Origin of the sequence: Glycocaulis alkaliphilus, from assembly GCF_004000605.1 — a bacterium.
Classification (GTDB): Bacteria; Pseudomonadota; Alphaproteobacteria; order Caulobacterales; family Maricaulaceae; genus Glycocaulis; species Glycocaulis alkaliphilus.
In genome coordinates, this window is sequence record NZ_CP018911.1 from 1438728 (window position 1) to 1450885 (window position 12158).

Sequence of the window (12158 nt, forward strand, 5' to 3'; positions counted from 1 at the left end):
ATGCGTTCAGCTCCGCCAGCTCATGGACACGATTGCGGGAAAAAGTGACTGAAAGCCAATGAAGCCGTATACTCTGTTTTCGGCGTTGATCCCGCGAATGGGTTGTTGACGTCGTGTGCCCAGGACGAGGTTTATGGCAGACAACGTTACAAACGAGCCTTTGCTTGAACACCTGAAGGCGCTGCGAACCCAAGTGGGAACGCTGCAGAACGATATGTCCGATGTGAAGACCAGCCTTATTAGCCTGCGTCAGCACCTGACCGCGTTCATGTCCACCGATGCCGCACATGAAGGCGCGCTGGCGTCGTTGCAGGCACGCCTTAATCGCATCGAACGTCGGCTGGAAATCTCCGAAACCTGATCACAAGCCCGGTTCAGCGCCGCCAGTTTCTCAGCGCAATCGGCAGATAGATTGCCGCAATCACGCTGAGTGCGAGCAGGAAGCCGTGCGGGTTGATCCAGTCCATGGCCATTCCGCCCAGTGGCGGCCCGAACAACGATCCCGAACCGTAGGCGAAGATGAAGGCTGCATTGGCGGCGGCCAGCTGGCCTGCCTGAACCCGCTCGCCGATCACTGACAGCCCGACTGTGTAGTAGGCGCTGGCAAGACCGACATAGAGGAAGATGAGCGGGAAGAGGGCAAAGCCAAACCCGCTCGACGCGATGATGAGCAGCGGTATGGCAACCGCGCCGCCGGTAATCAGCGCCAGCGTACGCATGCGTCCTGTCCGGTCAGCAAAATTGCCAATGGGTATCTGCATGCAGAGCGCCCCCAGCGCGCCAGTGGTCATCAGCAGGCCCACCATTACGGTCGTCAGGCCTGTCCGGTCACCATAGACGGGCATCAGGGCGAAGAAGCTGTTTTCCAGCGCGCCGAACAGGAAGCCGGCAAGAATGGCAGCCGGGGCGAGGCGCGCTGTGGTGAGCATGGCCAGCGGGCTGCCCTCGTCCCCACTCGGCGGTATCAGGCCCGGACCACGCAGGAACACGACCGGCAACACGCCCGCCGCATAGATCGCCGCTCCGGCGATCCACGGCGCCCAGCCTTCTGCCCCCAGCAGCGCCAGCAGCAGCCCGCCAGAGCCGAACCCCGCCGACAGCACCGTCGCATACACCGCCAGCAATGAAGCGCGCCGTTCAGGCTTTGCCAGCTGGTTGATCCATGTCTCGCTGGCGATGAAGACGATGGTTACAGCAATGCCGATAACAAAGCGCGTGCCAAACCATGCCCAGACATCGCGCACGGCCGGAAACACCAGAATGCCAAGCGCGATGACCGCCAGGCTGGTGGCCAGCAGCGCGCGCGGGCTGATGCGCGTGAAAAGGCCCGGGATGAAGGGGGTCGCCAGAATCATGGCCAGCGCGGCGGCGGCGGCGTTGACACCTGCTTGCGCGCCAGAACCCGTCATCGCCTCCAGATTGAGCGAAATGAGCGGCATGAGCAGGCCGAAACCGCACCCGGCCAGCCCCCCGCACATGATCGTCACAAAGAGCGACCGTGTGCGCGCATGAGTGTCGCTGATGAGGAATGAGAGGGCCATGGGGCCAGTCTATAGCCGGGTCGTAAGCAGCCGTCCCGCCTGTTTTCGCACATGCAACGGCCTGATGATCACGCCGGATGCCGCAGCCCGCGCAAGCGGTATGAACGGGGCAAGCCCGGCAAGGCCCAGACGCGCCTCTACGGCCTCTTCTTCCACCCAGATGGCCCGTCCGCCTGGTGCCACGGGAAAGAGTGCCTGCACGGCGCGCGAGGCGGCGATGGCAAACAGGCGCACATGCCAGCGGCGGCCGCCCGGCAGGGCGAGCATGCTTCGGCCCAGATAGATTAGGCCCTGCCGGTCAGGGGCAAGGCCGTGGCGCGCTGCCCGCCCCCACAGGCCCGGCTGCGGCGCCAGGGCTACGGCATGGTGCGCGGGAGAGGCGAACAGCAGGCCCAGCTGGGCATGCGCCGCGCTTAACGCCGTGTCAGTGAATGCACGGGCAGGCAGGCTGCGAACACCAAGGGCGCGTGCCGATATATCGGGGTCATCGCCCACATTGACGGCGGCACGCGCGCTCACGGGCGAAAACGCCAGCGGCAGCGCCTCTGGCACGGCGGGCAGGGCGAAGCGGCCTGTGGCGCTGTCGACGACAAAAACACCGGCTGCGGGGCGCGCGCGCTGCCTCTGGTGCGGCGCGCTCATAGCTCGTCGACGCGCGGACCTTTCGGCGTCACGCGCGCGCAGCGTACCGGGGCAGGGCCCTTCATGTGGCTGGCAAGTTCGGCCAGCACGAAGCGGGTGATGATGGGCAGGTCCAGCGTGCCGGTATCCTCCAGTGACACCCAGCGTAAATCTTCCAGCTCCGCGGCCAGAAAATCATCGGCGCGTCCGGTAACAGCCTCTTCCGGTGCGCGGAAGAACCAGGCGTCAAACCGGCGCGGACGGCCGGGCGGTGTAATCGCGCGCGCCACCAGCTCCAGCGGTGCGGCGGCGGGGGCGAGGCCCGCCTGGGTGAAGGGTTTCCATTGTGGGCTGGCCCGTGAAATAGGCGCGCTCTCGCCGATCAGAAGCCCGGTTTCCTCTGCCGTCTCGCGGATCGCGGCTGCAGCGGCCGCGCGGGCCCGGCGCTCTGTCATGCAGCGTGTCAGCACGGCACGTACTGGTTCCGCCGGTTCACTGGCCAGCGGCGCATAGCCGTCCGTCCGGTCGACGCGACCACCTGGAAACACGTATTTGCGTGGCATGAAGACATGCTCGCCAGAGCGCCGGCCGAACAGGATTTCGGTCGTTCCGTTGGCACGCTCGCGCGTGAGGATCAGGGAGGCGGCCAGCGCCGGCCTGCGCACGGAGGGGTGCGGTTTCACGCCGGGGCGTTCATTGCCTTCCGAATGGCGCGTCGGGTCGAAAGGATTGCCTTTAGCCACGTTTTTAAGGTCTCTACCGCCGCCGTCTGGACTTGTTGCCCCTGTCCCGGCCCGCCGGAGGGCGTCCGCCCTTGCGGCGCCCCATCGGCTTTCTGCCCGGTTCAGGCGGGGTCAGTATGTCCACCAGCAGGCCGCCCGTCACGGGTGTTGCTTCGCTAAGCCGCACATTGACGGTCATGCCCAGCCGGTAGGTCGCGCCGGTATTCTCGCCGATAAGGGCGTGTGCGGACGGATCGTGGTGGAAATATTCCCGCCCCAGACGCGATACCGGGCAGAGCGCGTCAGCCCCGGTTTCGCTCAGGCGGATGAAGGCACCAAAGCGGGTAACGCCGGTAATGCGCCCCTCAAATTCCGCGCCCACCCGGTCAGCTAGGAAGCCTGCAATGAAGCGGTCGGTAGCATCGCGTTCGGCGGCCATGGCGCGGCGCTCGTTGGAGGTGGTTTCCTCGGCAATCACTTGCAGCGAGGCGCGTTCTTCGTCGGTGGTTCCGTCCCGGCCCAACTTGAAGGCGTGGATCAGCGCGCGGTGGACGGTCAGGTCGGCATAGCGCCGGATTGGCGAGGTGAAGTGGGCGTATTTTTCCAGATTTAGCCCGAAATGGCCCAGATTGCGCGTGTCATAGATGGCTTGTGACTGGCTGCGCAGCACCACCTCATTGACCGTCTCGTAGTGCGGCCCGTCCTTTGCCCGCTCCAGCACCTGATTGAAGCGCTTGGTCGTCAGGCGCTCGCCGCGCGCCCAGCTAAGCCCCACGGTCGGCAGGAAGTCGGACAGGGCCTCGATCTTCTCGGTGCCCGGCTCGTCATGGACGCGGTAGATGAGCGGCGTGCGGGCCGCTTCCAGCGCCTCGCCAGCGGCGACATTGGCCTGGATCATCATCTCTTCGATCAGCTTGTGCGCGTCGAAGCGTTCGCGCCGCTCCACCGCGATCACCGAGCCATCCTCGCCAATGCGCACCTTGCGTTCGGGCGCATCGATTTCCAGCGGCTCGCGCACCGCGCGCGCCTTTTGCAAGGCTGCATAAGCGCCCCAGAGCGGTTCCAGCACGTGTTTTTTGAGCGTCTCCGCCTTGCCTGTGCCCTTGCCGTCAATGGCGGCCTGTGCCTCCTCATAGGAGAGCTTGGCCGCCGAGCGCATCCAGCCGCGCAGGAAGCGGTGGGCGCGCTTGTTGCCGTTCCTGTCGAACACCATGCGCACGGCGAGGCAGGGGCGGTTCTCCCCCTCGCGCAGTGAGCATAGATCGTTGGACAGGCGCTCAGGCAGCATCGGCACCACCCGGTCGGGCAGGTAGACCGACACGCCGCGCTTCCTTGCGCCCTTGTCGAGCGCTGAACCGCCCTGCACATAGGCCGCAACGTCTGCGATGGCGACGATAACCACCCAGCCGCCCTTATTGGCTGGATCATCATCGGGCGCAGCCCACACCGCATCGTCATGGTCCTTGGCGTCTGCCGGATCGATGGTGATGAGGGGGATGTCGGTCAGGTCCTCGCGGTCCTTGGCCGTGACCGGCTTGATGGCTCGTACTTCCTTTTCTTCGGCATCGCCAAAGCCTTGCGGGATGCCGTGTTCGGCCAGGGCGATGATGGAGCCAGCGCGCGGGCTGTCCGCGCTGCCGATGACTTCCTCTATAGCCCCGGTTTTAAGCCCGTGCGCGCGTTCGGATGCCAGGCGCACCATGACCAGATCGCCATCCTTCGCGCCCGTGCCTTCGCCCTTGGCGGGGATCAGCTCGTGCTTGGTGCGCCGGTCCACCGGCACCAGCCGCGCGCCGCCGCGCCCGGTCTCGCGATAGACGCACAAAATGCGGTGCGCAGACTGGCCGAGCGTGCGCATGACACTGGCGTAGTATTCATCGCCGTCCTTTTCCAGGCGCGCCAGAAACTTGTCGCCAATGCCCAGCGCGCTTTCGCGCCTGCCGCCCTTGCCCTGACCGGGCGCGAGCCGGATGACGGGGCTGTCGCCGTCGGCGCGCACCGCGCGGCACAGCATCTCGCCATCGACATCCCGGTCGACGATCTCCACCACGGTCACGGGCGGCAGGCCGCCACGTATGGCATAGGATTTCTGCCCTGTGCGGGTGATCTCGCCGTCTGTTTCCAGCACTTTGAGCGCGGATTTCAGGGCAATCTTCGCATCACCGCGCAAGGCCAGAGACCGGGCGATCTCGCGCTTGGTGAAGCGGCCTTCGCCCAGCCGGATCGCTTCCAGCAGGGCTTCGCGGGTAAACCCGCCATCGCGGAACGGATCGTTTTCGCGGCTCACTTACTTCCTGCTTTCGCCTTTGAGGCGGCTGTCTTCGTTGCGGCAGGCTTCTTCGCTGCTGCGGTCTTCTTCTTCGCCGGTGCCTTGCGCTTGCCCTTGGCAGAACCGGCCTTGGCATTGATGAGTTCCACCGCCTGTTCCAGCGTCACAGCTTCCGGCGTTACGTCCTTGGGCAGGGTGGCATTGATTTTGGCCCATTTCACATAGGGGCCATAGCGCCCGGCCATGACCTGGATGGGGCCGCCATCAGGGTGCTCGCCCAGCTCTTTGAGCGGTTCGGCGCTGGCGCGTCCGCGCCCGCCATTGGCCTTCTTGTCCTCGATCAGGGTGACGGCGCGGTTGATGCCGATCTCGAACACTTCATCGATGGACGGCAAATTGGCGTAGGTCTTGCCGTGCTTGACGAAGGGGCCGTAGCGGCCAAGCCCGGCCTCGATCATCTCGCCATCATCCGGGTGCGGCCCCACCTGACGGGGCAGGTCGATCAGCATGACCGCCTTTTCCAGATTGATGGAAGCCGGGGCCCAGCCCTTGGGCAGGGAGGAGCGGCGCGGCTTGTCCTCGCCCTCCAGCTTCATCTCCAGATAGGGCCCAAAGCGCCCGTCTTTGAGATAGATCATCTGCCCGTGCTCAGGGTGCGCACCGATCTCGCCATCACCCTCGATAACGGACTGACCTTCGCCATTGCCGCCGAGCGGGCGGGTGAAGCGGCAGTCAGGATAGTTGGAGCAGCCCACAAACGCGCCATGCTTGCCGAGGCGCAGCGACAGCGTGCCGACATTGCAGGACGGGCAGAGCCGCGCATCCTTGCCGTCTTCGCGGGCCGGGAAGATCAGCGGTGCCAGCGCGATATTCATCGCATCGATCACCTGACCGACGCGCAAATCGGCAATGCCTTCCACGTTGGCGGAGAAATGCTCCCAGAAGCGGCGCAGCAGCTCCTTGTAGGGCATTTCGCCGGCGGACACCTTGTCGAGCTGGTCTTCAAGGTCCGCCGTAAAGTCGTACTCGACATAGCGGGTGAAGAAGTTTTCCAGGAAGGCGATGACGACCCGGCCCTTGTCTTCGGGCACGAAGCGCTTGTCTTCCATACGCACATAGTCGCGGTCGCGCAGCACCGAGAGCACGGAGGCGTAGGTGGAGGGCCGGCCAATGCCCAGCTCTTCCATCTTCTTGACCAGCGTGGCCTCGGTATAGCGCGGCGGGGGCTGGGTGAAGTGCTGTTCGGTGAAGGTTTGCGCGGCTTTGGCGCTAGCGCCCTGTTTCACTGCAGGCAGGCGTGCTTCGCCGTCCTCATCGGCATCATCGTCCAGCCCTTCGCGATAGAGCGCGAAGAAGCCGTCAAACGTGACGACCGAGCCGGTGGCGCGCAGGGCGAGCTTGCCGCCATCCGCTTCCAGATCGATCGTGGTACGCTCCAGACGCGCGCTTTCCATCTGGCTGGCGACCGCGCGCTTCCAGATCAGCTCGTAGAGCCGGGCCTGATCGGCTTCCAGGCGCAGCGAGGAGGGGTGACGCAGGAAGCTGGTCGGGCGGATCGCCTCGTGGGCTTCTTGCGCGTTCTTGGCCTTGGAGGAATAGGCGCGCGGCACGTCCGGCACGTATTCCTCGCCATAGCGCTCGCCAATGGCCTTTCGGGCCTGATGAATGGCGCTGCCATCCATCGAAACGCCATCGGTACGCATATAGGTGATGAGACCGGTGGTCTCGCCGCCAATATCGATGCCTTCATAGAGGCGCTGGGCGACACGCATGGTGCGCTGGGCATCAAAGCCCAGCTTGCGCGAGGCTTCCTGCTGCAGGGTGGAGGTGGTGAAGGGCGCGGGCGGGTTGCGCTTTGTGGGCTTGGCCTCGACCGCTGCGACGGTGAAGTCTGCAGACTTCACCGCAGCCTCGGCGGCGCGCGCGGTCTGCTCGTCACCAATACTCAGGCGCGTGATCTTCTTGCCGTCAAACTGGGAGAGGCGTGCGCGGAACAGATCAGACCCGTCGGCGCGGACATCGGCCTCGATGGACCAGTATTCCTGCGGCGTGAAGCGCTCAATCTCGCCCTCGCGCTCGGTAATCAGGCGCAGCGCCACCGACTGGACGCGCCCCGCGGAGCGCGCGCCGGGCAGTTTGCGCCACAGCACGGGCGAGAGCGTAAAGCCGACCAGATAATCAAGCGCGCGGCGGGCGAGATAGGCGTCCACCAGCTCCATATCCACATCGCGCGGATTGGCGAGGGCGTCCTGCACGGCGCTTTTGGTGATCGCGTTGAAGGCAACGCGCTTGACCGTCTTGTCCTTCAATGCGCGGCGCTTGGTCAGCGCTTCGAGCAAGTGCCAGGAGATGGCCTCGCCCTCGCGATCCGGGTCAGTGGCCAGGATCAGCGTGTCGTGATCTTTGAGGGCGTCGGCTATCGCCTTCACTTTGGGGGCTGACCGGGAATCGATCTCCCACTCCATTGCGAAGTCTTCGTCGGGCCGTACCGATCCATCCTTGGCGGGCAGGTCGCGCACATGGCCGAAACTCGCCAGGACGGTGAAATCCTTGCCCAGATATTTGTTGATGGTCTTGGCCTTGGCAGGCGACTCAACGACGACGACAGTCATGAAATGCTATATGCCCTTTGCATGAGGGATGGGGCTGGCCGCCCGGCGCGCGAAAGTGGGGGTGGTTCCGGCGCAAGTCAACATGGCCGGTATTGTCTCCGCAAGATGCGCGTTAAGGCTGCATTGGTTACAAATTTCACGTTGGGAGGTTTTCCGCCAGCTGGATGGTCAGCAGATTGAGCGGGCTTATCTCTCATAAAAAATCACCTCCCAACATCCCTGCCAGTGCCTCCTCCCGCCTCGCTGCCGGCTGTCTGGTTGACGTCTCGCCGTTGATGATCGCTCTTGTCAGAACGGGCAATAGATACGGCGGCGGATCCAGTCCTGTCGCAGAAATACGCTGGCGGGACCGGCCCGATGGTATCAGCAGGCCAGGCGCACCATCCCGCCGGGGTCCACCTCGCAGCGTCCGGCCAGTTCCAGCTCAACCAGGGCTGCGGCCACCACGCGGGCAGGCGCACCGGACAGGCGCACCAGCTCGTCGCGTGAGATGGGCGCGGGCGAGAGCAGGGCGGCAACGCGCTCACGCACGGCGTCCGTTGCGCTGCTATCATCGGAATCCAGCAAGGGTTCGTCCTCATAACCGGCGCGTTCGCGCTCTTGCACATTGTCCCGGCGCAGGCCGGAGAGGATGGTGATGACATCATCGGCGCATTCAATCAGGGCGGCGCCTTCGCGCAGGAGCCGGTTGGTGCCCTTGGCGCGCGGATCGAGCGGGGAGCCGGGCACGGCCATCACCTCGCGCCCCTGTTCCAGCGCATAGCGCGCCGTGATGAGCGAGCCGGAGCGTTCGGCGGCCTCCACGATGACAACGCCCATGGAGAGGCCAGAGATCAGCCGGTTGCGGCGGGGAAAGTCGCGCGCTTGCGGGGAGTAGCCGGGCGGGGATTCGCTGACCAGCAGGCCCTGTCCGGCGATGGCCGCGTGCAGATCGCGGTGCTCTGGCGGGTAGATGCTGGTCAGCCCACCCGCGAGCACCGCCACGGTGCCGGTGCTTATCGTTGCCGCATGCGCTGCGCCGTCTATGCCGCGCGCCAGACCGGAGACCACGACAATACCGTGCTCACCGAGGCCGCGCGCCAGATCACCGGCAAAGCGCAAACCCACGCCCGACGCGCTGCGCGCGCCGACGATGGCGCAGGCCGTGCGGCCAGTCAGATCAAGCGGGCCCAGCGTGGTGATGACGGGCGGGGGCGGGTCGAGGGCGGCGAGGCCAGCAGGGAAATCCGGCTCGCAGGCGCACAATAGCCGCGCGCCGATCCGGTCCAGCCAGTCGAGTTCCGCTTCGGCTTCATCGCGCGAGGCAGGCACGAGCGCGGTCGCGCGTCCACCCTTTTTCGCCAGTGCGGGCAGGGCATCCAGAGCGTCTTCGGCGGTCTTGAAGCGCTTGATCAGCTCGTTGAAGGTGACGGGGCCAACCCCGCGCGTGCGCGCCAGTCTCAGCCAGGCAGTGCGCCCGGCGGGGCTGAGCGGCGTGCGCTTCACGCCTTCTTCGCCCCGATGCGCGGTTCCTCACCGCGAACGAGGCGCGCGATATTCTCCTTGTGCCGCCACCACAGCAGCGCGGCGAGAAACAGGGCCAGCAGCGCCACGTCCGGCCGACCAAAGGCCAGCGCCAGCAGCGGTGCGAAGGCTGAAGCGGTCAGCGCGCTAAGGGATGAGATACGGAATACCAGCGCCATGCCGAGCCATGTGGCGCAGACCAGCAGGCCGACCGGCCACAGCACGGCCAGCAGCACGCCAAGGAAGGTCGCTACGCCCTTGCCGCCCTTGAAGCCCAGCCAGAGCGGGAAGCAATGGCCGAGAAACGCCGCGCCGCCTGCGATCAGGCCCGCGGTGGGCGAAACGGCGAAGGTAAAGATCAGCGCGGCAATGCCTGCCTTGCCGCTATCGAGCACCAGAGTGGCGAGCGCGAGGTCCTTGCGGCCCGTGCGCAGCACGTTCGTTGCCCCGATATTGCCGGAGCCAACCGTGCGTATATCACCCAGTCCTGCGAGCTTCACCAGCACCAGGCCAAAAGGGATGGAGCCGAGCAGATAGCCGCCGACGGCAGCGAGGATCAGGAAGATTTCGGCTGGCAAAAGGCTTACTCCGCAAATCCGGGCCGGGCGTACACCATGGCCCCGTCAACGACACTCAGCAAGACACGGCCCTGGAGGCGGCGGCCCGAGAAGGCGGATGGTGCGGGGCTTTCCAGCCCGTCCTTGCCGTAAACATTGGGCGCTTGCGGATCGAACAGCACCAGATCGGCCGGCGCGCCTTCTTCCAGCCGCCCTTGCGGCAGGCCCAGCAGTTCGGCCGGATTACTGGTGAGGGCTTTCAGGCCAGCGGCCAGCGGCAGCTGCCCGTCCGCATCGAGCGTACACAGAACCGGGATCAAAGCTTCGAGGCTGGATGATCCCGGCGCGGCATCGGAGAAGGGATTGGCCTTGGCTTCCAGCGCGACCGGCGTGTGGTCGGAAACGATCACGTCAATCAGCCCGTCAGCGATGGCGGCCAGCAGCGCCTGCCGGTCGGCTTCACTGCGCAGAGGCGGGTCGAGCCGGTAGGCCGGGTCCAGCCCGCCCATATCCACCTCGTTGAAGAGCAAATGAGTGAGCGGCGCGCTGGCAGCGACGTCCAGCCCGCGCTTGCGGGCGGTCTTCATCGCGTCGAGCCCGTCAGCGGTCGTCAGCCGTTCAAACAGGATGCGGGCGCCCGTCAGCTCGGCCAGCGCCGCGAGGCGCTCCACGCCAAGGCGCTGGGAAATGCCCGGACGCGCGGAAAGGCCGAGACGCACCGCCATCGCGCTTTCATGGGCGATGGTCCCGGCGGAAAGATGCGTGTCTTCCGCCGTCAGCCCCACCCAGGCGTCAAACGCGCTGGCATAGCTCAAAAGATTGCGCAGGAAGCGCGTGTCGGCGATCAGATCACCGCCATCGGAGACCAGCGCCGCACCGGCGCGCAGCATCAGGCCGATCTCGGCCATGTCGCCAGCTTGTGTATGCGTGCGCGCCGCGCCTAGCAGGCGGACAGGAGCCTGCAGCGCACGAAAGCTGATCCAGTCAATGTCTTCAGGCCGGGTGAGGCCAGCGCCGCTGGATGAGGACAGGGCCAGCGTGCCAACACCTGCCGCAGCAGCAGCGCGGATGGTGGTGTCGAGGCTTTCAATGCCGGAGCGGCCCGGCTCAGCGGCGCGCGCGCCAATGTCGATAAGAGCGGGGCTGAGCGCCGCACCATCCGCCTCGATAATCTGGTCTTCCGCATCCGGGGAGAGACCGGGGCCGATAGCGTCAATCACGCCGTTCTCGACGCGCAGATCGCCTTCTCTGTCGCGCCCCGATGCCGGGTCGATCAGGCGCGCGCCCGCGATGAAGATACCGCCGCTCATGGCACCATCTCCTGCATGCCGCGCCCGGCGAGCAGTTCGAGTACCGCCATGCGCACGGCGACGCCTGCCTCCACCTGATCGAGGATGACGGACATATCCGTGTCGTCGGCCAGCGCGGAATTGATTTCGATACCCCGGTTCATCGGCCCCGGATGCATGACGATGCAGTCCTGATTGGCCAGCGACAGGCGGGCATGGTCGAGGCCGTAGATCGCTGCGTATTCGCGGGCCGATGGGATCAGGCCGGAGCTCATGCGCTCGCGCTGCAGGCGCAGCACCATCACCGCGTCACAGCCCTCAATGGCCGCCTCTACCGAATGGAACACAGATGCGCCCCAGCGGTCGGCATCGGCGGGCAGCAGGCTGGCCGGGCCGCACAGGCGGATGTCGGCGTTCATCAGCGAGAGCAGGGCGACATTGGAACGCGCGACGCGTGAATGGAGAATATCGCCGATGATGGCGATGCGCTTGCCGCCCACGTCTCCGAGGTGTTCGCCCAGCGTGAACAGGTCCAGCAGCGCTTGCGTGGGGTGCTCATTGGCTCCGTCACCGGCATTGATGGTGGAGATGCCGGTCGTGCGCTGGAAAAACTCTGCCGCGCCGGGGCTGGGGTGGCGCACGACCAGCAGGTCTGGCTGCATGGCCGCCAGCGTGTTGGCGGTGTCGGCGAGCGTCTCGCCCTTTTTCAGCGAGGCATTGCCAGCGGAGAAGTTCACCACATCCGCGCCCAGGCGCTTGGCGGCGATCTCGAAGCTGGCAAGCGTGCGCGTGGACGCCTCGAAGAACAGATTGATCACCGTCAGCCCTTTAAGGCTGGGGTGCTTCTTGTCTTCGGTCCGGTTGCGGGCGAGATGCGCGCGGGCGCTGTCGAAAATGAGCTCCAGATCAACGCGGTTGAGAGCGGACGCCGCTATCAGTCCGCGATGGGGGAAGGTGTAGCTGTATTCACCCTGTCCCATTCAAGCACTCCGCCTCGATTGCGGTTGCGCGGTATAGTGGTGTGCGCGCCGCCCGGCAATAGAC

The 12158-nt window shown here is 65.6% G+C and carries 10 protein-coding genes; 1 reads left to right on the top strand and 9 read right to left on the bottom strand.

Annotated features, from left to right (window positions below; translation table 11 throughout):
• Positions 1 to 133 precede the first annotated feature (133 nt).
• Positions 134 to 361 carry a hypothetical protein gene (locus X907_RS06890; protein WP_127566539.1) on the top strand — a complete coding sequence of 76 codons (228 nt, stop codon included), beginning with the start codon at positions 134 to 136 and terminating at the stop codon, positions 359 to 361.
• A 13-nt stretch (positions 362 to 374) separates the two neighbouring features.
• On the opposite strand, the gene X907_RS06895 is transcribed toward X907_RS06890, so the two are convergent.
• The 9 genes from X907_RS06895 to X907_RS06935 all read right to left on the bottom strand — a co-directional run bounded on the left by X907_RS06895 (position 375) and on the right by X907_RS06935 (position 12094).
• Complete coding sequence (locus X907_RS06895; protein WP_127566541.1) at positions 375 to 1541, bottom strand: MFS transporter; 1167 nt, start codon at positions 1539 to 1541, stop codon at positions 375 to 377.
• 9 nt (positions 1542 to 1550) lie between these two features.
• The gene (locus tag X907_RS06900) at positions 1551 to 2183 is read right to left on the bottom strand and encodes a hypothetical protein (protein WP_127566543.1); all 633 of its coding nucleotides are present in this window, start codon (positions 2181 to 2183) and stop codon (positions 1551 to 1553) included.
• Positions 2180 to 2905 (bottom strand): NUDIX domain-containing protein, encoded by a 726-nt coding sequence (locus tag X907_RS06905; protein ID WP_233352566.1) that lies wholly within the window; start codon positions 2903 to 2905, stop codon positions 2180 to 2182. Before X907_RS06905 ends, X907_RS06900 begins: the two co-directional genes overlap by 4 nt.
• A 13-nt stretch (positions 2906 to 2918) precedes the next feature.
• Positions 2919 to 5171, bottom strand: coding sequence for a ribonuclease R (gene rnr / locus X907_RS06910; protein ID WP_127566545.1), 2253 nt, complete (start codon positions 5169 to 5171; stop codon positions 2919 to 2921).
• On the bottom strand, positions 5168 to 7765 hold the full coding sequence (gene topA, locus X907_RS06915) for a type I DNA topoisomerase (RefSeq protein WP_127566547.1): 2598 nt from the start codon (positions 7763 to 7765) through the stop codon (positions 5168 to 5170). The genes rnr and topA overlap by 4 nt, the downstream gene beginning before the upstream one ends.
• A 363-nt stretch (positions 7766 to 8128) precedes the next feature.
• Positions 8129 to 9250: a DNA-processing protein DprA gene (dprA, locus tag X907_RS06920; RefSeq protein ID WP_127566549.1), complete on the bottom strand. Its 1122-nt coding sequence runs from the start codon at positions 9248 to 9250 to the stop codon at positions 8129 to 8131.
• The gene (gene plsY, locus X907_RS06925) at positions 9247 to 9864 is read right to left on the bottom strand and encodes a glycerol-3-phosphate 1-O-acyltransferase PlsY (RefSeq protein ID WP_373870275.1); all 618 of its coding nucleotides are present in this window, start codon (positions 9862 to 9864) and stop codon (positions 9247 to 9249) included. Before plsY ends, dprA begins: the two co-directional genes overlap by 4 nt.
• Positions 9852 to 11135 carry a dihydroorotase gene (locus X907_RS06930; RefSeq protein WP_127566551.1) on the bottom strand — a complete coding sequence of 428 codons (1284 nt, stop codon included), beginning with the start codon at positions 11133 to 11135 and terminating at the stop codon, positions 9852 to 9854. The genes plsY and X907_RS06930 overlap by 13 nt, the downstream gene beginning before the upstream one ends.
• Complete coding sequence (locus tag X907_RS06935; protein ID WP_127566553.1) at positions 11132 to 12094, bottom strand: aspartate carbamoyltransferase catalytic subunit; 963 nt, start codon at positions 12092 to 12094, stop codon at positions 11132 to 11134. The genes X907_RS06930 and X907_RS06935 overlap by 4 nt, the downstream gene beginning before the upstream one ends.
• Positions 12095 to 12158 lie beyond the last annotated feature (64 nt).

What these genes read in the sequence shown, in the direction of transcription:
- X907_RS06890 (WP_127566539.1), top strand. Translation starts at nt 134, where the DNA reads ATGGCAGACAACGTTACAAACGAGCCTTTGCTTGAACACCTGAAGGCG.
- X907_RS06895 (WP_127566541.1), bottom strand. Translation starts at nt 1,541, where the DNA reads ATGGCCCTCTCATTCCTCATCAGCGACACTCATGCGCGCACACGGTCG.
- X907_RS06900 (WP_127566543.1), bottom strand. Translation starts at nt 2,183, where the DNA reads ATGAGCGCGCCGCACCAGAGGCAGCGCGCGCGCCCCGCAGCCGGTGTT.
- topA (WP_127566547.1), bottom strand. Translation starts at nt 7,765, where the DNA reads ATGACTGTCGTCGTCGTTGAGTCGCCTGCCAAGGCCAAGACCATCAAC.
- X907_RS06930 (WP_127566551.1), bottom strand. Translation starts at nt 11,135, where the DNA reads ATGAGCGGCGGTATCTTCATCGCGGGCGCGCGCCTGATCGACCCGGCA.
- X907_RS06935 (WP_127566553.1), bottom strand. Translation starts at nt 12,094, where the DNA reads ATGGGACAGGGTGAATACAGCTACACCTTCCCCCATCGCGGACTGATA.